Origin of the sequence: Sorangium sp. So ce124 (assembly GCF_051525235.1) — a bacterium.
Taxonomy (GTDB): domain Bacteria; phylum Myxococcota_A; class Polyangia; order Polyangiales; family Polyangiaceae; genus Sorangium; species Sorangium atrum.
This window is the reverse complement of record NZ_CP150312.1, coordinates 3,027,965-3,051,689: the sequence shown is the minus strand read 5'-3', so window position 1 is coordinate 3,051,689 and position 23,725 is coordinate 3,027,965. Positions and strand designations below refer to the sequence as shown.

20 protein-coding genes are annotated in these 23,725 nt (G+C 72.1%); 16 read left to right on the top strand and 4 right to left on the bottom strand.

Annotated features, from left to right (window positions below; translation table 11 throughout):
• Window positions 1-76: 76 nt before the first annotated feature.
• The 4 genes from WMF19_RS11675 (at window position 77) to WMF19_RS11660 (ending at window position 4,991) form a co-directional block, all read left to right on the top strand.
• Window positions 77-2,389 (top strand): serine/threonine-protein kinase, encoded by a 2,313-nt coding sequence (locus WMF19_RS11675; protein WP_437899153.1) that lies wholly within the window; start codon window positions 77-79, stop codon window positions 2,387-2,389.
• 10 nt (window positions 2,390-2,399) lie between these two features.
• The gene (locus tag WMF19_RS11670) at window positions 2,400-3,242 is read left to right on the top strand and encodes a hypothetical protein (protein ID WP_437899152.1); all 843 of its coding nucleotides are present in this window, start codon (window positions 2,400-2,402) and stop codon (window positions 3,240-3,242) included.
• Between the two features lie 129 nt (window positions 3,243-3,371).
• Window positions 3,372-4,220: a MaoC/PaaZ C-terminal domain-containing protein gene (locus WMF19_RS11665; RefSeq protein ID WP_437899151.1), complete on the top strand. Its 849-nt coding sequence runs from the start codon at window positions 3,372-3,374 to the stop codon at window positions 4,218-4,220.
• Window positions 4,221-4,271: 51 nt separating this feature from the next.
• Entirely contained in the window at window positions 4,272-4,991 is a 720-nt protein-coding gene (locus WMF19_RS11660; RefSeq protein ID WP_437328754.1) for a peptidylprolyl isomerase, read from the top strand.
• A 79-nt stretch (window positions 4,992-5,070) separates the two neighbouring features.
• Here the strand turns inward: WMF19_RS11660 and WMF19_RS11655 are convergent, their stop codons facing one another.
• A complete protein-coding gene (locus WMF19_RS11655; RefSeq protein WP_437899150.1) occupies window positions 5,071-6,177 on the bottom strand; it encodes a DUF6599 family protein in 1,107 nt (368 codons plus the stop codon).
• Between the two features lie 65 nt (window positions 6,178-6,242).
• Between WMF19_RS11655 and WMF19_RS11650 the strand changes: the two genes are divergently transcribed.
• The 9 genes from WMF19_RS11650 to gcvPA all read left to right on the top strand — a co-directional run bounded on the left by WMF19_RS11650 (window position 6,243) and on the right by gcvPA (window position 16,927).
• Window positions 6,243-7,079, top strand: a complete 837-nt coding sequence (locus WMF19_RS11650; protein WP_437899149.1) for a pilus assembly FimT family protein — start codon at window positions 6,243-6,245, stop codon at window positions 7,077-7,079.
• Window positions 7,076-7,681 (top strand): type IV pilus modification PilV family protein, encoded by a 606-nt coding sequence (locus WMF19_RS11645; protein ID WP_437899148.1) that lies wholly within the window; start codon window positions 7,076-7,078, stop codon window positions 7,679-7,681. The genes WMF19_RS11650 and WMF19_RS11645 overlap by 4 nt, the downstream gene beginning before the upstream one ends.
• Complete coding sequence (locus WMF19_RS11640; RefSeq protein WP_437899147.1) at window positions 7,678-9,033, top strand: PilW family protein; 1,356 nt, start codon at window positions 7,678-7,680, stop codon at window positions 9,031-9,033. The genes WMF19_RS11645 and WMF19_RS11640 overlap by 4 nt, the downstream gene beginning before the upstream one ends.
• Window positions 9,027-9,626 (top strand): hypothetical protein, encoded by a 600-nt coding sequence (locus WMF19_RS11635; protein ID WP_437899146.1) that lies wholly within the window; start codon window positions 9,027-9,029, stop codon window positions 9,624-9,626. The genes WMF19_RS11640 and WMF19_RS11635 overlap by 7 nt, the downstream gene beginning before the upstream one ends.
• A 16-nt stretch (window positions 9,627-9,642) precedes the next feature.
• Entirely contained in the window at window positions 9,643-13,269 is a 3,627-nt protein-coding gene (locus WMF19_RS11630) for a hypothetical protein (protein ID WP_437899145.1), read from the top strand.
• Window positions 13,266-13,808: a hypothetical protein gene (locus WMF19_RS11625; protein WP_437899144.1), complete on the top strand. Its 543-nt coding sequence runs from the start codon at window positions 13,266-13,268 to the stop codon at window positions 13,806-13,808. Before WMF19_RS11630 ends, WMF19_RS11625 begins: the two co-directional genes overlap by 4 nt.
• Before the next feature lie 86 nt (window positions 13,809-13,894).
• The gene (gcvT, locus tag WMF19_RS11620) at window positions 13,895-15,016 is read left to right on the top strand and encodes a glycine cleavage system aminomethyltransferase GcvT (protein ID WP_437899143.1); all 1,122 of its coding nucleotides are present in this window, start codon (window positions 13,895-13,897) and stop codon (window positions 15,014-15,016) included.
• Between the two features lie 88 nt (window positions 15,017-15,104).
• Complete coding sequence (gene gcvH, locus WMF19_RS11615) at window positions 15,105-15,506, top strand: glycine cleavage system protein GcvH (protein ID WP_437899142.1); 402 nt, start codon at window positions 15,105-15,107, stop codon at window positions 15,504-15,506.
• Between the two features lie 56 nt (window positions 15,507-15,562).
• Window positions 15,563-16,927: an aminomethyl-transferring glycine dehydrogenase subunit GcvPA gene (gene gcvPA / locus WMF19_RS11610; protein ID WP_437899141.1), complete on the top strand. Its 1,365-nt coding sequence runs from the start codon at window positions 15,563-15,565 to the stop codon at window positions 16,925-16,927.
• Window positions 16,928-17,314: 387 nt separating this feature from the next.
• Here the strand turns inward: gcvPA and WMF19_RS11605 are convergent, their stop codons facing one another.
• The 3 genes from WMF19_RS11605 to WMF19_RS11595 all read right to left on the bottom strand — a co-directional run bounded on the left by WMF19_RS11605 (window position 17,315) and on the right by WMF19_RS11595 (window position 20,839).
• A complete protein-coding gene (locus tag WMF19_RS11605) occupies window positions 17,315-17,779 on the bottom strand; it encodes a hypothetical protein (protein ID WP_437899140.1) in 465 nt (154 codons plus the stop codon).
• Window positions 17,780-17,915: 136 nt separating this feature from the next.
• The gene (locus WMF19_RS11600) at window positions 17,916-18,689 is read right to left on the bottom strand and encodes a hypothetical protein (RefSeq protein WP_437899139.1); all 774 of its coding nucleotides are present in this window, start codon (window positions 18,687-18,689) and stop codon (window positions 17,916-17,918) included.
• Window positions 18,690-18,796: 107 nt separating this feature from the next.
• On the bottom strand, window positions 18,797-20,839 hold the full coding sequence (locus tag WMF19_RS11595) for a hypothetical protein (protein ID WP_437899138.1): 2,043 nt from the start codon (window positions 20,837-20,839) through the stop codon (window positions 18,797-18,799).
• A 62-nt stretch (window positions 20,840-20,901) separates the two neighbouring features.
• Here WMF19_RS11595 and WMF19_RS11590 point away from each other — a divergent pair, with 62 nt between their 5' ends.
• The 3 genes from WMF19_RS11590 to WMF19_RS11580 all read left to right on the top strand — a co-directional run bounded on the left by WMF19_RS11590 (window position 20,902) and on the right by WMF19_RS11580 (window position 23,680).
• Window positions 20,902-21,429, top strand: a complete 528-nt coding sequence (locus WMF19_RS11590; protein WP_437899137.1) for a tetratricopeptide repeat protein — start codon at window positions 20,902-20,904, stop codon at window positions 21,427-21,429.
• A 47-nt stretch (window positions 21,430-21,476) separates the two neighbouring features.
• Entirely contained in the window at window positions 21,477-22,874 is a 1,398-nt protein-coding gene (gene sthA, locus WMF19_RS11585) for a Si-specific NAD(P)(+) transhydrogenase (protein WP_437328736.1), read from the top strand.
• Window positions 22,875-23,035: 161 nt separating this feature from the next.
• Window positions 23,036-23,680, top strand: a complete 645-nt coding sequence (locus WMF19_RS11580) for a Uma2 family endonuclease (protein WP_437899136.1) — start codon at window positions 23,036-23,038, stop codon at window positions 23,678-23,680.
• Window positions 23,681-23,725 lie beyond the last annotated feature (45 nt).

Below are 23,725 nucleotides of genomic sequence, written 5' to 3'. Positions count from 1 at the left end.
CGGGCGCCGCGGCGCGCCGAAACGCCGCTCCGTCCGAGAATTTATGGCGGGAGCGGTGCTAGGATCAGCGCCGTCGATGGAGCCGTCCCCCGCGAAGAGCTGCCCCTCGTGCGGCGAGCGCTACGACGCGGGCGTCCTCTATTGCCCGCGCGACGGCACCCCGCTCGCGAGCTCGCGCAAGAGCCCCACGTTCGGCGCCGCGGAGCGCGACCCGTACGTGGGCATCACGCTCGGCGGGCAGATCCAGACCCGCCACCTCATCGGCATCGGCTCGATGGGCCGCGTCTACCGCGCTTTCCAGGCCGGGATCGAGCGCGACGTGGCCGTGAAGATCCTCCACCGCGAGCTCAGCAGCAACGCAGAGCTCGTGAGCCGCTTCCACCGCGAGGCCAAGATCTCGAGCCGGCTGGTCCACCCGAACGTCGTCCAGGTCCTCATGACCGGGAGCGTGCCCCCGACCGCCGACCCCCGGATCGGCGGCGAGCTCTACCTCGTCATGGAGCACCTCGACGGCATCTCGCTGCTCTCCGCGCTCGCCGCGGCAGGGGCAGGCGGCGAGAGCGAGGCGCTGCCGCTCCCGAGGGCGCTCCACATCGCCCTCCAGGTGTGCGACGCGGTCGGCGAGGCGCACGCGCAGGGCATCGTCCACCGGGATCTCAAGCCCGAGAACATCATGCTCGTCCGCCGCAGCGAGGACCCGGATTACGTGAAGGTGCTCGACTTCGGCATCGCCCGCCTCGACTGGGCCGACAAGGCGATGACCACCCAGGCGGGGCTCATCTTCGGCACCGCCAAGTACATCTCGCCCGAAGGCGCCGAAGGGCAGCGGGTCGGTCCGCCGGCGGACGTCTACTCCATCGCGACGATGCTGTACCAGTGCCTCGCGGGGCGCGCCCCGTTCGAGGGCGACTCGCCGGTCGCGCTCCTCGTCCAGCACACGCACGCCCCGCCGGCGGACCTGCGCAGCATCGCGCGCTCCAGCTACGTGCCCGAGCCCATCGCGCGGATCGTGATGCAGAACCTCGCCAAGAAGCCCTCGGACCGGGCCTCCGACGCGCGCGCCCTCGGCCGCGACCTCGCCCTCGCCGTCCGGGCGAGCGGGCTCGACCCCGAGGAGATCGCCGCCCAGCCCGGGCTCCTGCGCGCCAGCGCGGTCATGAAGCTGGCCTCGAAGTCGCGCACCAAATCGCTCGATCTCTCCCCCGCGCTCGCCGCCCAGATCGGCGGCATCGCCGCGCCGACGCTCGAGAGCGCCCACATCGGCGACCTCGAGCCCCGCCTCCCGGGCGGCGATGCTGCGCGCTACAGCGACCCCGCGTCGCATCGCCGCGAGGAGGAGCGCTCCTCCTCCTCCAGCGGCGCCGAGCGCGCTTCGTCCAGCTCGTTCAGCTCGGCGCCCTCGTGGACAACGCCGCTCGCAGCCTCGTCCCAGGCCGAGCGGCCCTCGAGCGGCGCGCGGTTCGGCGGCGCGCTGGCCGAACCGGCGGAGCGGCTCGACGCCGGAGCGCGCGCATCGTGGAGCCCCGCTCGCCACGGCGGCGCGGCGGACGAGCCCGCGCGCACGGCGATCGGCCTCGGCATCGATCCCATGCGCGACGCTGCGCCGGTCCCGTCGACCATGCAAGGCGTCGAGTCCGCCGCGCGGCCGCTCCCCCGTCGGGCGATGATCGCGCGCGCGACCGCCCTCCTCGCGTGCGCCAGCGCGGTGGGGTTCGTCGTGTTCCTCGGCGGGCGGCACCTCGGCGCCTTCGGGGGGCCGTCCGCGCGCGACACCATCGAAGGGCACATCGAGCGCGCGCGCGACTGCATGGGCAGGCACGCCTGGGACACCCCGCCCCGCGAGAACGTCAAGGAGATCGTCTCGCAGGCGCTCGCGCGGTGGCCAGGAGACGCGCGCCTCGCCGAGCTCCGCCGCGAGTCGTCCGAGCGCATCGTCGCCGACGCCCTCGGGCGGAAATACGCCGGCGACAAGGCCGGCGCCATCCAGCTCGCGAAGCTCGCGCTCGAGCTGCAGCCGGCGCTCACCACCGCCCAGCACCTCGTCGCCGAGCTCTCCGGGGGCCCGCCGGGCGCCGCCCCGGCGCCGCCCCCTCAGGTCGCTCCACAGAGCTCGGGGACACAGGCCGCAGGCGCCGACCGCAGGCCTGCGCCGCGCCGCCCCGCGCCGGCCGAGGGCCGCGGCGCTCCTCAGGGGCAGCCGCCGGCGCCCGTCCCCCGGGGCGCGCCGGCCCCGTCCCCGACGCCGGGAGGCGCGGGTTCGCCCGACAGCACCGGCGCTGCCTCGCCGCCGGCCAGCGCCGCGCCAGCGCCGGTCCTGCCTCCCTCGCCGCCGCCGCTGCCCACGGACGCCGCCTCGCCGCTCCCCTCGTCGACGGGTCCATGGCTATAATCCAGAGAACGTGAGTCCAGGCGGCCGGTACCCGACGTCGCAAGCGCCCTCCGACGCCCGCGCCGGGCAGGTCGGCCGGGCAGCAACGGCGGGGCGTGACAGCGCGCGAGCGACGAGCGTGCGCTCGCGCGGCGCCGCATGCGCAGCCGCGCTCGTCGCGCTCCTGCTCTCCGCCCCCGGCCGCGCCGACGAGAGCAGGGCCGCCCGCCGCGCGGTCGCCGCGCGCGAGCGCGGTTTCCCCTACACCATGGTGGAGGTGAGCAGCGGCGTGATGACGCTCCCTGGCGCCGACGTCTGCCCCGTCTCGGTGTCTCCGGGCGCCTGCGAGCAGGGCGAGACGAGCGTCTCCCTCGGCATCCACAACCTCTACCGCTGGCGCGACATCGGCTTCGGCGCAGGCATCTTCTGGGCAGCGACGCTGACCTCCGACGCCGCGCGCGGCGCGCGCGGCCTCGAGCGCGATCACGCGCGCAGCTACTTCATGCTCGATGGGCTGTTTCGCTATTACGCCCTCCGCATCCACAGCTCGGAGTGGTGGGCCGGCGTGACGATCGGCGGCGTCGTTGTCAACGACTCGTGGTCGGTCGAGGCCGATCGCAATCCCTACTCGGACACGGCGTATGTCGGGCCCAGGGCGGCGACGATCGGCACCGAAGGCGTCGCAGCCGGCCTCGCGTTCGGCGGCGATTGGGCCTTCGCCGACAACTGGAGCGTCGGGAGCCACATCCGCTACTCGAGCTGGTTCCTCCCCGAGAAGCGCAAGGTCTCCCCGACCGGCGATCTCGCCTCGCTCTCCCAGCGCGTCGACATGTTCAACATCGGCGTCCTGATCGCGTACCGCCTCGCGCTCTGACGCCGCGCCGGGCGCCGCCGGCAGCGCCGCACGCTGTGACGCCGCGCTCCGCTCGGCGGGCGGCAGTTGACGCGACATCGCCAGGTCGGTACGCCTGCCCGGCCGTTTCCATCCTGCGAGGAGCCCCCGATGCCGCTGAATCTCTCGAAGGTCGGCTACACGACCCAGCCCAGCGCGTTCACCTTCAACTGGAAGACCCTGGCCACCTACGCGCTCGGGATCGGCGCCAAGCGCGAGGAGCTCGAGTACCTGTACGAGGGCACGCCGGGCGGCATGAAGGTCTACCCGACGTTCGGCGTGATCCCTTCCCAGGGGACGGTGTTCGAGGCGCTCGAGGCGGCCGGGGCCGAGCTGGCGCTCATCGTCCACGGAGGGCAGACGCTCCGGGTGCACCGCTCCCTCCCGACGAGCGGGACGCTGTTCACGACCGCCACGCTGACGGGCATCTACGACCTCAAGAAGTTCGCGCAGGTGATCGTCGAGACGAAGACGACGCTCGACGGCGAGCCGCTCTTCGACACGGTGTGGTCGATCATCGTGCGCGGCGTCGGCGGCTTCGGCGGGCCGCGCCCGCCGCACGCCGAGTCGGAGGCCCCCGTGCCGAAGGACCGCGAGCCGGACTGGGTCGTCGAGCAGGCGACGACGCCCGAGCAGGCGCTGCTGTACCGGCTCTCGGGCGACGACAACCCGCTGCACGCCGATCCGGAGGTCGCGGCGAAGGCGAGCTTCACGCAAGGCCCCATCCTGCACGGCCTCTGCACGTACGGCTTCGCGGCGCGCGCGATCATCCAGAAGGCGGCGGGCGGCGACGCGAGCCGGCTGCGGGCGTACGGCGCGCAGTTCCGCAAGCCGGTGTGGCCGGGCGACACCCTCATCACGCGGGGCTGGGCGCTGGCCGGCGGCAAGGTCGCGGTGGTCACCTCTGTCAAGGAACGCCCCGATCCGGTGCTCACGAGCGCGTGGGCGGAGATCGGCTGACGGCCGGCGTGGTCGCGTGCTAAGGGCCGGGGCCCGGATCAGGGAAGCTTTATGAGCAAGACGAGCGAGAAGGACAGGGCCAAGGACGACGAGGACCTCGACGACGAGGCCGGGTCGGCCGACGAAGGCAACGACGACGGCGAGGAGGAAGAGGCGAAGGCCACCGCGGCCCGCGGCCGTGGCCACGGCCACGCGCACGACGACGACGACGCAGAGGACGACGGCTCGGAGCCGGAAGATCCGTACTGGTGGGCGCCGCACGCCGTGCTGAGCGCGCTCGTGCTGATCGGCCTCCTCGGCTTCTTCGGCATGTTCAACACGACGCCGCTCGCCCGGCTCGCGGCCCCCGTCGCCCCGGAGCCCGACGAGCACGAGCACGCCACCGCCGCCGCTCCGCCGCCCGCTCCCACGCCCCGCCCTGCGCAGGCGGCGCAGGCGCCGAGGGAGATGTTCGGCGCGAAGCACCTGCTCGTCATGTACAAGGGGAGCCGCCGAGCGCCCCCGACCATCGAGCGCACCAAGGACGAAGCCAAGGCCCGCGCGACCGAGGCCATGACGAAGGCCAAGGCCGATCCGAGCAAGTTCGCGGACATCGTGAAGGAGTACTCGGACGAGCCGGGCGCGGACAAGCGCGGCGGCGACCTCGGCAAGTTCCCGAAGGGCGCGATGGTCCCGGAGTTCCAGGCGGGCCTCGAGAAGATCAAGGTCGGCGAGGTGAGCGACCTCGTCGAGACGGCCTTCGGCTACCACGTCATCCTCCGCACGCAGTGAGCGCACGGCGCCGCCCGGGCCGCGGCGCGCGGCGCCGCAGCGTCGCGAGCCCCGGGCGGCTCGACCGCTCCCGCTGCGGTCAGCGCGCGGGCGCGGTGACGAGCTTCTTCAGCCTCGCCGTCTTCTCTTCCTTGGTCAGCGTCAGCTTGGCGTGCTCGTCGGCCGTCATGCCGTTGCGGAGCACGCGGGCCTCGTCGCCGATGCCGTAGACGGTCTTGTCGGCGCGCGCGAACACCCACTCGGTCGCGGAGCCCTCGCCGTCCTTGCTCATGAGGCGCACCGAGCCGTCGCCGATGCCCTTCTCCCTGGCCGCGCCCGGCAGCTTCGCCAGCGTCGACACCACGTCCTTGGCCTGGTCGACGTCGCCGCGCACGACCGCGACCACCCGGTAGCGCTTGTCGACCTCCTTGTAGTAGCCGAACGCGCCGGGCCCAGCGCCATCCACCCCGAGCACGTCCTTGGTCTCGTAGCGGATCCCGAGCGGGATCATGTTGTCCCTGGGCAGCGCCGCCGCGGCGGGCGGCAGCGACGGCTCGCCGGGCAGCTTCGCGCCCATCTCCTTCACGAGCCCAGGCAGGACCTTCTCGCTCGACGACTTGAGCGCCGCCTCGGCCAGCGCCTCGTCGTTGTAGGTGATCTCGGCGAGGTACTGCCCGCGCCAGAGGTACGCGTTCCCGACCCCCATCGCGGCCGCGCCGCCCCCCTCGATCGGGCGCGGCGTCGCCTCGTCGGCGGGGTCGCCGTCGCCCACGGTGCGCTTCGTGAACATCCCGTAAGCGCCCTCCGTGGATCCGAATTTCGAGAGGTGGACGTCGACGGTCGCGGAGCCGCCCTCGCCGCTCACGTACCGCGCCTCGACGACCCGCCGCACGCCGAATCCCTTGTAGATCTCGCACTCCCCGTCGAACATGTCGCAGATGCTGTCGAGCGGCAGGGGCGCCGATTCGCCGAACGTCTTCTCCCCGCCGTTCGGGTCGAGGCAGAACCCGCCCGTCGTGCGCGGGAAGAACGGCGCGCTCGCCGCGTCGCCGATCGTCCCGCCGCCGCCGGCGCAGGCGGCCGGCTTCGCGGCCGGCGGGGGCGGCGGCGGCGCGCCGAGGGGCTCTTCCTTCTTGCTGCAGCCCGAAGACAGCGCGGCAACGAGCGCGCTGGCGAGCAGCGCGCTGCTCCACGCCGGGGAGCGCAACGGCCTCCCGGAGCACGCGCGCGTCGCGCGGCTCGCGCGAGTCGGAGCTGACGCGCTGTGGTCCAATGGGCCTCTCGGTGAACACCTTTCAGGCGGGAATCGCATGGCCCGTTCGCCTTGCACCTTTTTTCATAGCGCCGCAATCGTTAGCGCCCGCGGCGAATCGCTTTGAGAGATTCACAATGAAATTCAATGGCTTAGCGCATCCCGTCGAGGGCATGCGGCTTGCCTTTGCCGAGGCTTTGGTGCGCCCTACCTCCTGTTCGCGACGTCCTCCTCGTGATTCCGATCGACCGCGGGCTTGCTCTCCGGGGCAGCGCGCGCTGCGCCGCCGTGGCGCGCGCGGCTTCACCCTGCCGGAGCTGCTCGCGGTGGTGGTCCTCATCGGCATCCTGGCCGCCGCGGCGTCGCCGAGCTTCGTGAGCGGCATGCGCGATCGCCGCGTGAACCGCACGGCGATGGAGATCAGCGGCATCTACCGGCTCGCGCGCTACCAGGCGATCGGGCGCGGGACGGCGGTCCTCGTGCGGTGGACCGCCTCGACAGGCGAGTTCCAGGTACGGCAGGCGCAGGTCGATAGCACCCCCGCCGGCCCGATGATCGCGAAGAGCTGCCTCAGCGTCGTCGACTGGATGAACGCGGCCGAGACCGAGCCGGTCACGACGTTCCACACCGAGGGCGTCGAGCTGGCGTCGATGCAGCTGCTCGATCCCACCGGCACGGCGCGCGCCGACGCCGACGTCTGCTTCACGCCGCGCGGGCGGACGTTCGTCCGCTACGACCCCAGCACGGGGTTCGCGCCGCTGCTCGGCGCGCTCCGGGTCAACGTGACCAACACGAGGACCGGCCTCCTGCGCTCGGTCTTCGTCCCGCCGAACGGCGTCGCGAGGCTCGGGCTGTGAGCGCGGCGCGTGCGAGGAGGGCGGCGAGCCGCGGCTACACGCTCATCGAGGTCATGGCGGCGCTCGGCGTGCTCGCGATCGGCGCCACCGGCGTGCTCGCGCTGCAGAAGGCGACGCTCATCAGCAACACCAACGCGCGCAACCTCGCGATCGCCAACAGCATCGCCATGACCTGGGCAGAGCGGCTGCGGGTGGACGCGCTCCAGTGGAACGATCCCATGCGGGTCCCCGACATCAACAGCGACACCGACTGGCTCGCGGTCAGCACCACCGCCCCGTTCCCCGCGAGGTCGACCCCCACGGAGATCACCGCGCTCGGGTCGCCGAGCGCCGACGTGCTCGGGGCCGACATCTACACGGGCGACACGTTGGCGTCCGCATTCTGCACGCACGTCCGCTTCCGCCAGTTCACCGATCCCGCGTCAGGCACGCGGATCTGGGAAAGCCTCATCCGCGCCGAGATCCGCGTCATCTGGGAGCGCAACGGGGACCCGATCAACTGCGGGATCGCCCCGCTCACCGTCGACACGAACCCGGGGCGCTTCGGCGCGGTCTACCTGACGACCGGCGTGCTCCGGAACACGAGCGAGGACAGGCGATGACGACGAGCCGACGCACCCCCCGCCCCGCGCGCGCGCGGGCCTCAGGACAGCGAGGCTTCACGCTCGTGGAGCTGCTCGTGGCGATGGCGGCCGGCCTCGTCGTGTCGCTGGCGGCCTTCCTGCTCTCGAAGAACGCGACGCGCTTCTTCCAGAACGAGGCGAGGGCCTCCGCCTCGCACCTCGCGGCGACGATCGGGATGAACCGGCTCACCGCGGACCTGCAGCGCGCGGGCTACCTCTCGTCGCCCAACATCCTCCAGGACCCGGAGGTCTGTCAGGTCCCGGCCTCGCCGATCGGCCTGAGGCGCCTCGCCGGGATCTCGATCTTGCGTCAAGGGTCGGAGTTCCTCCACGGGACGGAGCTCAGCCAGAGCATCGCCAACGGGCTGCACCCCGACTCCATCATCATCGGCGGCAGCTTGAACAGCACCGAGCTGTTCGAGTTCAGGAAGATCAGCGATGAGACGGGCGCCTGGGTCGTCGAGCTCAACCCGAGCAGCGCCGCCGTGCAGCGCACGCTGGAGCGCGCGCGGGGCGGCGGGCAGAGCCTGACCCAGATCTTCGCTCCTCAGCGCTTCCTCCGCATCATGGTCCGCGGTCAGGAGAAGTTCCTGTATGGCGTCATCGACCAGGTCAACGTGGCCGGCGATCCGCCCGTCCAGATCCGCATCACGCTGAAGGCTGATCCCGGCCTGCCGACGCTGGTCGGGCTCGCGGATTGCGGCGTGACCCCCGGCGGCTCCACCGGCGACGGAGGATGGGTGAACGTCGTCTCCCGCGTCCGCTACGACATCCGGAGCCTCGTCAACAAGGGGACGGCCTACGACCCTCTCGTGGCGCCCGTCACGCCGTCGCTCACCGGCGACAACGGCCGCACCGAGCTCGTGCGGGTCGAGCTCGACGAGAACGATTTGGAGCTCCCGGGCACGCTCGAGCTCATCGCGGAGTACGCCGTCGATCTGAAGTTCGGGATCTCCACAGCAACGGAGGGCACCGTGCCCGGAGTGACCAATCCGCAGATCACACGGTATCCGATCACCGCGATCGACAACGATGCCGTGTACAGAACCGCCGCCGCGAACGATCCGTCAAATACAGACGCCAGGCCGCAGCGCGTGCGGTCGGTCCAGATCCGGCTCTCGACCCGCACCCGGGCGCCCGATCGCGACGTCGGCCTCCCCATCCCCGTGGGCCCGGATGGCCGCAGGCTCCGGTTCCTGATCCCCGGCATCGTCGCCAGCGCCAACACCTATGGGAACACGGCACCCTCGGGATCGCCGCCGGTCTATGCCCGGATGCGCACGCTCTACGCCGACATCGCGCTCCCCAACCAGGCCTACGTCCAATGGTGAACGCAAGCATCGCCCGGTCCCGCCGGCGCTCCCGCGAGCGGGGCGCCGCCGTCTTCATCGTCGTGCTGGTCATCACGATGCTCACCGCCATCGGCCTGTTCGCGGCCCACGCGGCCACGCTGTCGACCATCGCCAGCGGCCACGAGCGCCGGATGACGCAGACCCACTATCTCACCGAGTACGCGATGCAGCTCGCGATCGCCGAGATCGAGCAGAAGGGAGGCCTGGAGATGATCCCCCGATCGACGACCTGCTCGGTCGCCACCAACGAGTGCTGGCCGCTCCTGCCGCACACGTTCGGCGCGGCAGAGCCGCTCCTGGAGGCGCCCACGGCCGGCCCGCCGGAGACGCCCGGGAGCCTTGGTCGCGCCGCCGTCCAGTGGATCGCCAAGGTGGAGATCACTGATAAGATAAGGCCTGCGATAGGGAACCGCGCCGGCAGCGACATGGGCGGCCCGAACCCGGTGAGCGTCGATTACTGCACGGTCACCATGAGCGCGCGTCTCATCGCCTGGCCCGGCGGCTCCGCCATCGCGACGGCGGGCAGCCAGGAATCCATGTCTGTCGTTGCCGATATCCTTTGCTCGAAGTGACGAACCGGAGCGCACGATGCGAAACCTGACGAAGGTCCTTGTCACCATGAGCTCCGCGGCGACGCTCGGCCTCATCGCGGGGCGCGCACGCGCGCAGGCGATGGATGTGGAGCCGCCGCTGCCCAACGTGCTCTTGCTCGTCGACACGTCGGGCTCGATGGAGAAGACGGTGGCGGGCGGGGAGCCGGACTGCAACCCAGGCACTCCCCCCGCCTCCGAGGCCCTGAAGAGCCGCTGGACGAAGCTCGTCGAGTCGCTTACGGGCCCGATCCAGAACTTCAGCTGCGTCGCGCAGCCGCGCACGAGCGCCGCGTTCGTCAACGAGTTCAGCCTCGGGGGAGAGCCGCCCTACGACAGGAACTACTACATCCCGTTCCACCGCATGATCTCGGGCCACTGCACGAAGGGCCCGGGGGCGACCTACGATCTGGTGGGAGAGCATCGCTGGGACAACGCGGCCGCTCCTTGTACGACGCCGTTCACGCAGCTCAACGCCGGCCTGCTCGACGTCTATCAGGATCGGATCCGGTTCTCGCTCATGACGTTCGACACGCTCCCAGACGCGAGCACCGGGCTCCTCTCCGGCGCTCCCGATCCGGTGGGCGGCATCGAGGGGATGTGGAGCTACTTCCTCGGGTTCGAGAGCGGCGCGGGATACCCGGCGCGGGGCAACCCGCCCGCCTGCGCTGCCGCGGACATGGAGGTCGGCGCCAGGAACCCGTCCGCGCCGCTCTGGGAAGGGCCGCTCATCCCCTTCCCGACCTACACGGCGGACACCACCGAGATCCGCAGCGTGAACGAGAGCATCCAGAACGCGCTCATCGCGGCGCGCCCCTACGGCGCGACGCCGCTCGCCGGGATGCTGTCCGACGCGCGCGACTACATCCTGAACGAGGCCTCGACCTGGAAGAGCCGGCCGCTCGGGCCGCGCGACGATCCGTTCATCAGCGGCGGCTGCCGCAAGACCTCGATCGTGCTCATCTCCGACGGCGAGCCGAACCTCGACCTGCGCCCGACCTGCACCCAGGGCGCCGGCCCCGGCCCCGAAGGGACCGGCTGTCCCTACGAGGAGCCGCAGGTCATCGCGCACTCGCTCAACACGCACGTCAACCCGAACCGGCGCGTGCCGACCTATACCGTCGGGTTCGGCCTCTCCACCGAGGCGGGCACCGACTGCTCGACGATCTCCTCGTCCGATTTCCTGGCGGGAGGGCGCTGCGACGGCGCGTCCGGCGCGCTCAAGGCGTGCTGCACGCTCTCGCGCATCGCCATCGAGGGCGGGACCGACCGCGGCTACTTCCCGAACGACGCCAACGAGCTCTCCGCGGTGATGTCGCGGATCTTCGCGCAGATCGCCGCGAACTCGACGAGCCGCACCCTCCCCGTCTTCGCCAACGCGACCACGGCCATGCACAGCAGCAACCCCGACGCGGGGGTCGCCTACCAGTTCGCCTCCTCGTTCAGCCCGCCGCCGGACGGCTCGCTCTGGAGCGGCAACCTCGAGCGCAAGCGCTTCGTCTGCGAGTCCGTGAGCGGCGTCATGACGACGCAGCTGAAGGACATCGACCCCGGCAAGGGCGACGACTTCGCGGCCAACGTCAACTCGAACACCGGGGAGCCGCGGCGGTTCTTCACCGTGATCGGCGACCTCGACACCACCGCGCAGCGCATCTGGTCGAGCCGGAGCATCCGCCCCGACAACGTCGCCACGGACGGGCTGGGCAGCTACAGGGGCACGATGACCAACGGCGGCGCGCTCGCGCCGGGGTCGACCTTCGCGACCGATCTCTCCAGCGCGTCCCGCGCGCTCGACCTCGATCCCAGCGCCGCAGTCCCGCCGCAGTGCTCGGGCGGGCTGCAGGCGACCAACGCCGGGGACTGCGCCCGGCGCCTCATCGAGTGGGAGGTCGGCGAGCCGATGCCCTCGGGCGTCGCCTCCCGCGACGGGAACGAGCTCGGCAGCATCTATCACTCCACGCCGGTCGTCGTGGGGCCGCCGAACGACTACATCCCCGACGAGTCCTACCGGGCCTTCGCGGAGAGCCCCGCTCAGAAGACCCGGCCGCTCGTGCTCTACACGGCGACGACCGACGGGCAGCTGCACGCCTTCCAGGTGACCGCAGCGACCACGTCGGACGACCTCAAGGTGGACAAGGTCGAGAACAACGAGCTCTGGTCGTTCCTGCCGCCCCACGTGCTCCCCCGGCTGCTCGCGACGTTCAACCAGCAATCGCTGCTGCTCGACGGCGCGCCCGTCGTGAAGAACGTCGTCTTCGAGCGCACGTCGGCGCAGGTGAGCAGCGCCAACGCGACCTGGAACACGGTGCTCGTCGCCAGCGGCGGCGCGGGCGGCAGCTTCTACTACGCGCTCGACGTGACGAACCCGAAGGCGCCGAAGTTCCTCTGGCAGCTCTCCACGGACGATAGCGGTACCCCGCTGTTCGGCGACGCGACGCCGACGCCGGCGATCGGCATGGTGGAGATGCAGGACGGCGCTCAGATCAAGGAGATCGCGGTCGCCATCCTGCCCGGTGGCTCCGCCCCGCTCGACACGAGCCAGCCCGCGTGCAACCGGCAGAACACGACGCACCCGCTCTTCTATCCGACGGGCACCCTGGCGGTCCGCGACTCGGTCCGGTGCTGGGGCAGCGCGGGCACCGGCGGCCCCGTCGGCCCGTCGCGCTCGCTCACGATCGTCCGGCTCGACACGGGCGAGATCATCCGCACATTCCGGGGCCGCGTCGACGAGGCCCCGGCGGGGATCGGCTCGCGGACCACGCAGGTCGACTTCGACTCGCCGATCACCGGCGTCCCCGTGCCGTTCCCGGCGGGCGTCGGCGAGGTCGCCGAGCGCATCTACGTCGGCGACGCCGACGGGACGCTCTGGCGCGTCAGCCTGACGAGCACCAACCCGGAGAACTGGACCGTGGACCTCGCCTGGGACGCGTACTCGTTCCCGACCGACAGCGCGGCGAGCAGCCAGCCGATCCAGACGACGCCGATCGTGAGCACCGATCCGCTCGGCAACAAGGTCATCCTGTTCTCCACCGGCGATCAGGAGGCGTTCACGGCGAGCGGCGCCATCGAGACGCGGGTCTGGTCGATCACCGAGCGACCGCACAACACCAGCCTCCGCTTCAGCGAGAACTGGGTCGTCCCCTTCACGGGCGGCCAGCGCGTGACCGGGCCCATCTCCCTCTTCAACGGCTGCGCGTACTTCGCGACGTTCACGCCCGTCGCGCCCGGGACCTACGCGTGCGCGGACGGGCGCGGCGCCATCTGGGGCGTCGACTACCTGCTCGGCGCGGCGGGGACGCCGGCCGCGTACCCGAACGCTTGCCTCGTCGTCGATCCGCTCGCGCCTCCCGAGCACTTCGAGCTGCAGTCGCCGGGCACGATCGTCTTCGGCGTGGCCGTGACCCAGAAGCCGACCTGCACGGAGACGGAGAACTACACCGATCCGTACTTCGGCCCGCAGACGATCGTCCGGCAGTCCACCCCGCCCGAGTACCAGCTCGTGTTCCACACCGGCGCCGCGGGCGACGCGGACGCCCAGGGGGGCGCGACGCGAACGAGCACGAGGACGCTGCAGCGGCCGCGCAAGGTCGTTAAGATCGACTCGTGGGCCACCCTCATCGAATGACACGAGCCGGCCTGTCGCGCGCCGCCGGCGCGCTCGCCGCGCTCGTCGCGTGCGCTTCGGCCGCGCCCGCCTGCCGCAGCGATGCCGGCGCGCCGGCGCCGGCGCCGCAGGCGAGCGAGGCCGCGGCCCCGAAGCCGCCGGTCGACCAGGCGCTGCCGGGCGAGCTCGCCGAGGGGGCCGAGCAGGCGTTCGGCCTGCCCATCCCGCGCCGCATGAAGGTGAGCGCGCGCTTCTCCGATGCCGTCTTCGCCGTCGGGGAAATCCCAGCCGAGCGGGTGGCGAACTACGTGCGCACGCGCGTCCTCGCCGGAAACGTCGAGACCGGCCCTGCGAAGACGATCTTCTCGCGCGCCACCGTGAAGAGCGCGCCGCAGCGGATGATCCGGATCGAGGTCGTCTCGCGCGCGCACACCTCGGAGCTCGTCGTCCGCGACGAGACCCGGTCGCCTGCGGAGCAGGGCCTGTCGGTCGAGGAGCGCTGGCGCCGCAGCGGGCTCACGCCGGACGGCAAGGTGATCGATCCCACCCACCTCGAGTGAGCACAGCGGCGGCGGCCTCGACCTCCCGCGCCGCGGGGCCCGCTGCGCCAGTCGACATCTACGACCTTTCGAAGTAGATCGCGGCCGTGTCGACCAAGCCGCTCCCCACCGCTCCGCTCCGAAGGACGCCGCTCTACGACGAGCACATCAAGCTCGGCGGCCGCATGGTCCCGTTCGCCGGCTGGGAGATGCCGGTCCAGTACAAAGGCGTCACCGAAGAGCACAAGGCGGTGCGCTCCGCCGCCGGGCTGTTCGACGTCTCGCACATGGGCGAGATCATCCTGAGCGGCGAGCACTCCGGACAGGTGGTCGACTACCTCGTCACGAACGACGTGAAGAAGCTGGAGGACGGACACGCGCTCTACACGTGCGCGTGCAACGAGGCCGGAACGATCCTCGACGACCTCATCGTGTACCGGATCGACGCGCGGCAGTGGCTCATCGTCTGCAACGCGTCGAACCGCGACAAGATCTCCGCCCACATCCGGGGCGCGGCGCAGGGCCACTGCAGCTTCGAGGACGCGTCGGATCGCACGGCGATGATGGCGCTCCAGGGGCCGAAGGCGCTCGACATCGTCGCGCTCGCGGGCGGCGACGGCCCTGCGCTGCGCGAGCTCGCGCCGTTCCACTTCCGCGACGCGACCCTCGCCAACGTGCGCTGCACCGTGGCCCGCACCGGCTACACCGGCGAGGACGGCATCGAGATCTTCTGCTCGCCGTCCGACGCGCAGCGGCTCTGGCGCGCGCTCGTCGAGCTCGGCGGGCCGCTCGGCCTCGAGGCGACGGGCCTCGGCGCGCGCGACACGCTGCGCCTGGAGGCGCGCCTGTCGCTGTACGGCAACGACATCGACGAGACGACGAACCCCATCGAGGCGGGCCTCGGCTGGGTGGTGAAGCTCGACAAGGGCGATTTCGTGGGTCGCGCCGCGCTCCAGCGCATCAAGGACGAGGGCCCCGCGCGCAAGCTGGTCGGCTTCGAGATGACGGGCCGCGGCATCGCGCGCCACGGCTACCCGCTGCTCGACGTGAGCGGCGCGAAGGTCGGCGTCTGCACGAGCGGCAGCCCGGGGCCGACCGTCGGCAAGAACATCGGGCTCGGCTACCTGCCGGCGCCGATGGCGGCGATCGGGACCGCCTTCCAGGTGGACTGCCGCGGGCGCTCGGTCGAGGCGGTCGTGGTCAAGACCCCGTTCTACAAGCGGGCCTGACCCGCGCCGAGGCGCGCCGCGGCGGGCTGATCCGAGCGACCGTGCGCGGCGACCAGAGATCCAGGTTGGCAAAGGGAGAAGAAGTCACATGGCGAGCGACAATGTCCGAACGGACCGGCGGTACACGAAGGACCACGAGTGGGCCAAGCAGGAGAACGATCACATCGTGATCGGGATCACCGCCTTCGCGGTCGAGCAGCTCGGCGACATCACGCTGGTCAACCTCGACGTGAAGCCGGGCGACACGATCACCGCGGGCACGGCGTTCGGCACGATCGAGAGCGTCAAGACGCTGAGCGATCTGTTCGCGCCGGTGAGCGGCAAGGTCCAGCGCGTCAACGGGGATCTCGAGAACCGCCCCGAGCTGGTCAACGACGACTGCTACGGCACGGCGTGGATGATCGAGGTCGTGCCCTCGGACGAGGGCGAGCTCGGCACGCTCATGGATCCCGACGCGTACAGCGAGCTCCTGAAGACCGCGGCGCACTGAGCGCCGCGCCCCTCCGCATTCTGCATCACCCTTCCTGCTTTCCGCTGCACAAGACCATGCGCTACCTGCCCCACACGCCCGAGGAAATCAGCGAGATGCTGCAGGCCGTCGGCCTGTCGTCGCTCGAGGAGCTCTACAGCGCGATCCCGAAGGAGGCGCGCCTCACGCGCCCGCTCTCGATGGAGCCTTCGCTCGACGAGGCCTCGCTCATGCGGCACCTCGAGGAGCTCGCCCAGAAGAACCGCGCCGGCCGTATGCTCTCGTTCCTTGGGGCCGGCGCCTACGAGCACCATTTCCCGCCGGCCGCCGATCAGCTGCTGCTCCGCAGCGAGTTCTACACCGCGTACACGCCGTACCAGCCCGAGGTCTCCCAGGGCACGCTCCAGGTGATCTTCGAGTTCCAGACGATCGTGAGCGAGATCCTCGGGCTGCCGATCGCCAACGCGTCGATGTACGACGGCGCGAGCGCGCTCGCGGAGGCCGTGCTGATGGCCCGCCGGCTGACGGGGCGGGAGCGCACGGTGCTGTCCGGGGGCGTGCACCCCGACTATGTCGGCACGGTCGAGACGTACGTGCACGGCATCGGGACCGGCAAGGCGTCGCTGGTCGGCGTCGACGTGGGCCGCGACGGCACGGCGGACGTCGAGGCGCTGACGCGGGCGATCGACGAGACGACCGCCTGCGTGGTGGTCGGCTATCCGAATTTCTTCGGCGTCGTTGGCGACATCCGGAAGGTGGCCGAGGTGTGCCACCAGAAGGGCGCGCTGCTGATCACGGTCACCCTCGACCCGTACGCGCTCGCGCTGCTCGAGTCGCCGGGCGCGCTCGGCGCCGACATCGCGGTGGCGGAGGGCCAGCCGCTCGGGCTGCCGCCGCAGTACGGCGGCCCCAACGTCGGGCTGTTCGCGTGCCGGAACGACCGCAAGTACCTCCAGCAGGTGCCCGGCCGGCTTGTCGGCGAGACGGTCGACAAGCACGGGACCCGCGGGTACGTGCTGACGCTCGCGACGCGCGAGCAGCACATCCGCCGCGAGCGGGCGACGAGCAACATCTGCACGAACAGCGGCCTCTGCGCGACGGCGGTCACGATGCGGATGTGCATGCTCGGCAAGCGCGGGTTCGTGGACGCGGCGAAGCAGTGCCTCTCGAAGGCCGAGCACCTGAAGCGGGAGATCGCGCGGCTCGACGGGTACTCGCTGCCGATGTCGGCGCCGACGTTCCACGAGTTCGTCGTGAAGGTCCGCGGCGGGGACGCGGGGAGGCTCACGCGGGCGCTGGCGGAGCAGGGGATCATCGCGGGGCTCGATCTCGGGCGGATCGACGCGCGGCGGCGGGATGAGCTGCTGGTCGCCGTGACCGAGCGGCATAGCCGCGCGGATCTCGATCGGCTCGTGGCGGGGCTCGCCGGGTTCACGCCCTGAAGCGGACGAGGCGGTTCCGAGCCGAGCGGGGCGGCGGCTGAGCGGAGCGTGGGGTGGCTTGGGGGAGGGTGTGCCGAGCTGCCCGGCCCCCGGCGAGGGAGCTCGTCGCTGGACAGGTGAGCCCTGCGGCGCGCTGCAACGCTTGATGCAAGCGTTGCAACGGGCGACTCGGTCGCCGAGTCGGCCCTTTCAAGCCTTGAGATGGCCGACTCGGCGGGCCAGCGGGGCGGATCGAGCCTTGAGATGGCCGACTCGGCGGGCCAGCGGGGCGGATCATGGCTTGAGATGGCCGACTCGGCGACCGAGTCGCCCGCTTCAAGACTTGAAACGGGCGACTCGGGCGCCCGGGAAGGCGATCTCAACGCGGGGGAGCGCTCACCGCCTTCGTCAGCGCGAAGCGACGTCTCGGCTCTGCTGCGCGGGGAACGGGTTCGGCCACAGCGGCAGGAGCGACTGCCGGTAGACGGTGAGACGCAGCAGGTCGATGCCCGCAATGGCGGCGAACGCCATCGCATTGTCTGTCCCGTAGCTCCCCTGGAGCGAGAGGCTGATGCCGAGCGGCGCCCCAAGCGTGAGCGCGCCGGCAAAGCCCGTGGAACCCGCGCCCCAAAAGCGGCGGTAGCCGCCCGCGTCGAGGGCAAGGCCCAGCTGGCCAGCCTGGAAGCCGCGCGTCGCGACCCGGGCCAGCAGCGCGAGATCGATGCCGCTGTCGAGGATCGGCGTCGCGCGCATCAGGCCGCCGACGATGACGGGCGCGTCGGGCGTGGTCCCGACGCCGACGTCGCACGACAGCGCGCCGTCGAAGACGAGATCGCTTTCCCCCTGCTTCCAGCCGACCGCGCCGGCGCCCACGAAGGTCCACGCGGAGGCGTCCGCGCGCGAAGGCGAGGACCAGGCGAGCGGGGCGAGCAAGGCCCCGACGGCGGCGAGGCAGGCGATGGGCGAGCGCACGCGAGCGAGCTAGCACGAAGCGCCGAGCGGCGATAGGTCAGCGCGCGGGGCCGCGCCGCTCGACGATGTGCCGCGCCACGAGCGCGGCCACCTCGGGATCGAAGAGGAGCGTGTTGTGCCCCCGCCCCTCCATCACCCGCACCTCGCCGCCCGGCAGCGCGTGCGCGATGGGCGAGCGGACCAGCGTGTCGGCCCCCGCGACGATCGACAGGTGCGGGATGCTCGAGCGCGCCGTCCCGAGGAGGACGCGCCGGAGGACCGGGCTCGACGCGTCGAGATCGCGCGCGCCGCCGAAGCCGAGCAGCGCCACGCGCGGGATGCCGCCGAACGGGCTCGCCATGGAGATCGTCTGCACGATGCGCGGATCGCCGACCTCCTGCGCGAAGAAGCGGCACACGATCCCGCCCATGCTGTGGCCGACGAGGTGCAAGCGCACGCCGTCCGGCAGCGCCGCGACGAGCGCCGCGAGGCGCGCCGACAGCGCCTCGACGCCGGGCCCCGGCGCGTAGGACATCGTCGCCGTGTGGACAGACCACGACGGCTCGGCGCGCGCCGGGTCCGTCCGACCACGCGCCCGCGAGGCGCGCGACAGGGCGCCGTGGCGCTCGATCGCCGTGCGCAACGGCCGGAGGACGCCGGCGGAGGCGAAGAGCCCGTGAAGGATGACCACCACCTCGTCGCCGTCGCGCGCCCCGTCAGGGATCACCGGCGCGAGGGTGTCGTACGGCAGGAGGACCGCCTGCCTCGCGAACGAGGCCACCTCCCTGCCAGCTGTCGCCGCGAAGGCCGACGCACGGAACCACCTCGCCACGTGGTGGCTCTTACCATGGATCCGTCGCGCGACGTCCTCGTGGCTCGCGACGCGCTGTGTCGCGGGCGCGCGCCACGAGGACGCCGCGCGGGCGGCAGGGAGGCCGGTCACGGCCGCAGCAGCCAGACATGGAAGCTGCGGAACGCCCCCCGGAGCGCGCGGATCCGGACCAGGTCCCCCGGCGCGACGTCGCGCAGCGGCACCCGGATCTCGGACCAGCGGTCCAGAGGGCGCTCTGGCACCTCGACGCGCGCCTCGTCCGCGGCGCGCTCGACCGCCACGCCGATCGCGATCGGGCCGCCCCCGTCGGTGCGCAGCGCGAGCACGGCGGGCCCGCGGGCGAACGCGGCGGCCGCTCCGATCGCGAACGACTGCTCGCGCCCCTCGGGGATAATCCTGCCGGCGTCGAACCGCGGCGCACCGCCGCCGTCGCTCCCGCCCCGCAGCACGGCGCCGACGACCCAGCCGCCGCGCGGCGACGGGAACGCGTAGCCGTGCGCCCGCTCGTCGATCAGGTCGGCGATGTCGACCTCGTCCATGGCCCCGTCGCGGCGCTCCCCCGGCGGGGCGAGCGCCGACCAGTCCGCCTCGTAGATCACCTTCTCGTCCGCGGCGCACATCACGTTGTCCTCGATCTTCACCGCGTCGACGCGCCGGCCGAAGACGTCCGCGAGCCCGCCCCACCACGAGGGGTACAGGGCAAAGACGTCAGGCCGCTCGGCGGCGTCGAGCCGCTCGATGAGCTCGACAACGGCCGGCACCCCGTGCACCGAGGCCCGTGCGAACGGCATCCCCCGGTACCCGCCGAGCCCGAGCCCGTCGATGGCCGGGATCCCCGACAGGTACGGGATCGCGCCCGCGTCGCCGAGCAGCACCCGCCGCGGCCGCGGCGCGCGCGCGGCGAGGCGCCGCGCGACCTCGACCTGCTGCCCGACGATGTTGGCCGAGGAGCGGGCGAAGTGGTCGATCTGCCGCCCGAACCACGGGGAGGGCGCCGCGAGGGCCGCGAGCGCGAGCGCCGCGGCGACGCCGGCCGCGAGCCGCCCCCGCCGCGCGAGCGCCTCGGCCCCGAGGGCCGCCGCGACGAGCAGCATCGCGAGCGCCGGGGCGGCGTAGCGGAGGTTCTGGTAGCGCGCCGTCGCGTTGAGCGAGACGAGGAGCAGCGAGCCGTAGGCGCCAATCAAGAGCGGCACGGCGAGGCGCCGCGCGCGCCGGTCGAGCGCCGCGATCGCGCCGAGCAGCGGCAAGACATAGGCGTAGGACGGGCCGCCGAGCGCGCTCTCGAGCGCCTGTACCCGCAGCGCAGCGAGGTTCTTGATCACCTCCACCGCCTTCTCGAGCGACGCCGGGTACGGGTTCGAGAGGATGAGCTTGCGCACCGCCCCCGCGGCGCTCCACTCCCCCGTGAGCGCGCGGTTCGCGGCGGCCTGCGCGCCGAGGAGCAGCGCGGTCGGCAGGGACGCGCGCGCGAGCGACGCCGCCGCGCCCAGCGAGCCCGCCGCGTGGGCCACGGCGACCGCGAGCGGCGCCGCGAGCGCGACGGCCTCGGGCCGCGTCGCGACGAGCAGCGCGGCGAGGAGCCCTGCCCGGAGCTGCTCGGCCGGGCGCTGCGCCGGCGGGGCGAGCTCGGCGCGCCGCACCGCGACGAGCGCCCGGCCCATCACCGCGCCGAGCAGCGCGACCTCCATCCCGGAGAACCAGCTCCAGTCGAGCAGCGGCACGGCCACGACGAAGAGCGGCGCGATCCAGGCGACCCAGCGGGAGGAGGCGGCGCCGGGCCCGGCGCGCGGCTCGAGGAGCCGCCGGAGCGACCGGCAGAGATCGAGCAGCGCGGCGCACGCGAGGAGCGCGGCGAAGAGGCCGAGCCACGCGCCGCGAAACCCGAGCAGGTACCCGGGCGCGAGGGCGAGGGGGTACGCCAGGCTGGTCCCGCCCGACGAGTAGCCGTTGCCCGGGATCCACGAGAACGGGTGGCCAAGGGCCGCGGCGCGGGCGAACCCGAAGTGGATGTAGACGTCGTCGAGGGGCGCCGGCCAGACGCCGCCCGTCCTGGCGAGCGCGGGCCCGTAGAACGCCGCGGCGACGCCGAGCACCGGGATCGCGGCGCTCGCGTGCCACAAGAGCAGCCGGATCCGCGGCGGGCGCCTCACCGCCCGGCCGGTACCACGAAGGAGCCCAGGACGGCGCGCCGATTCTGGCTAGACTGCGCGCCATGGTGCTCAGAGCCGTGGTGGACGAATCGATCGACGCCGCCCACTGGGAGGCCGTCGAGGAGGCGGCCGAGCTCCTGCAAGAGGAGCAAGTCCAGGAGGCGCTCGTCGCGCTGCGCGACGTGATCAAGGCCTCCCCGTCGAACCCGTACGCATACAACCTGCTCGGGCACGCGCTCTACGAGCTCGGCCAGCTCGATCCGGCGCGCGACGCGTACCGCGCCGCCGTGCGGCTCGCGCCGAGCTTCCTCGGAGCGCGGGTGGCGCTGTCGCACGCGCTCCGTCGCCTCGGCGACACAGACGGCGCGATCGCGCAGGCGAAGGAGGCGCTCCGCCGGTTCCCGAAGGACGGCGAGGCGATGCACGCGATGGGGCTCGCGTACGCGGCCCGCGGCAACCGCGCGCTCGCGCGGAAGCACCTCCAGGGCTTCCTGGACGCGGGCCCCGAGGTCGAGTCCGCCATGGAGGTGCGGCAGATCCTCGAGATGCTCGGCGTCGGGGACGACGACGAGCCGCTCCAGTTCGAGTAGCCTTCCCCGGCGCACGCGCGCGCGACGCGCCGGAGGCAAGGAACTCGATGGCGACCACCCCGCACTTCGATCTCATCATCATCGGCACGGGGCCGGGCGGCGAAGGCGCCGCCATGACGGCCGCGAAGCACGGCAAGTCGGTCGCGGCGATCGAGCGCTACACGCGGGTCGGCGGGGGCTGCACCCACTGGGGGACGATCCCCAGCAAGGCGCTGCGCCGCGCGATCTACCACATGAACCTGATCAACCAGAGCCCCATCTACAAGCGGATGGATGTGGTTCCGGAGTACCCGTTCGCCGAGCTCCTCGCGACAGCGAACCGCGTCATCGACGAGCAGGTCGATCTGCGGGAGAGCTTCTACGACCGGAACGGCGTCCAGCTCATTCCGGGGCAGGCCAGCTTCGTCGATCCGCGCACGATCGAGGTGGAGGGCGACGGGGGCCAGCGCCGGCGTTACACGGCCGACAGCTTCATCATCGCGACCGGCTCGCGGCCGTACCGGCCGGCCGACATCGACTTCAGCCACCCCCGCATCTTCGACAGCGACACGCTGCTGCGCATGGATCACACCCCCCGGAGCATCACGATCTTCGGGGCGGGCGTCATCGGCTGCGAGTACGCGTCGATGCTGCGCAACATGCAGGTCGCCGTGAACCTCGTGAACACGCGCGCCCATCTCCTGGAGTTCCTCGACGACGAGATCACCGACGCGCTCGGGTACCACTTCTGCGACAAGGGGATCCGCGTCCTGAACGGCGAGGAGCACGAGGCGGTCGAGGCCACGAAGGAGGGCGTCGTGCTCTCCCTGAAGAGCGGGAAGAAGCTCCGGAGCGAGGTCTTCCTCTGGGCCAACGGGAGGTCGGGCAACACGGCCGATCTCGGCCTGGAGAGCGTCGGGATCACGCCGAACAAGCGCGGTCAGATCGAGGTGAGCGAGACGTTCCAGACGAGCCAGCCGCACATCTACGCGGTCGGCGACGTTGTCGGCTTCCCGGCGCTCGCGAGCGCGAGCTACGACCAGGGCCGGTACGCGGCCAGCCACCTCTGCGGCGACGCCGACGACAAGCTGGTCCGGGACATCCCCACGGGCATCTACACGACGCCCGAGATCTCGTCGCTGGGCAAGAGCGAGCGGGAGCTCACGGCGGAGAAGGTGCCCTACGAGGTGGGGAAGTCGACGTTCAAGACGCTCGCGCGCGCCCAGATCACAGGCCAGCAGGTCGGGATGCTGAAGCTGATCTTCCACCGCGAGACGCTCGCGCTGCTCGGGATCCACTGCTTCGGCGAGAACGCCGCGGAGATCATCCACATCGGGCAGGCGATCATGTCGCAGCCTGCGCCGCACAACACGATCCGGTACTTCGTGAACACGACGTTCAACTACCCCACCATGGCCGAGGCCTACCGCGTCGCGGCGCTCGACGGGCTGGGGCGCGTGTTCTGACGACGCGGCTCCCGAGCGCCGCCGGGCCCGCCCCTGGCAGCGTCCGGCGAGTCCGTGGCGCGCGTCAGGGCCGTCGAGCGGGGCAGCGGCGCGCGGGCGCTCGGATCGGCGGTTGCCAGCGCGCGGCGCGGGGGTGATACTCCCCGGAGGAGCACGCTGTCATGGCCGCCGCTGCACCCCTCCTCGCCCCCCCTGCCGAACGCGCCGACGCTGTCGCGGCGGACGGCTCGGAAGACCAGCTCTTCGTCGTTCATGACGTCTCATGGGAAGAGTACGAGGCCCTCCTGACGGTCCTCGGCGACCGGGCGGGCGTGCGGGTGACGTACTGCGAGGGAGTGCTGGAGCTGATGAGCCCGGGCGGACCCCACGAGGGGCGGAAGACGATCCTTGCCCGCCTCGTCGAGGCCTATGCCGAAGAGGCAGAGCTGCCGCTCAGCGGGTACGGCAGCATGACCGTCCGCAAGAGGCTCGCGGAGCGGGGGGTGGAGCCGGACGAGTGCTACGTGCTCGGGACGGTCGAGGACGGGGAGATCCCGGAGCTCGCGATCGAGATCATCGAGAAGAGCGGGACGATCAACAAGCTCTCCGTCTATGCGGGGCTCGGCGTGCCCGAGGTCTGGTTCCTGAAGAAGGGGAAGCTCTCCATCCACCTCCTCGGCCCGGACGGCTACGCGGAGGCCGGGCAGAGCCGGCTCCTGCCCGGGCTCGACGTCGCGTGGCTGACGGAGTTCATGCTGCGCAAGGGGGATCAGACGACCGTGGTGCGCGCGTGGCGCGCGAGGCTCCGGGAGCGGGGCGCCAGGTGAGCTCGGTCCGCTGAGCGACGAAGCGCCGTCTGCCGAGGCGCTTCG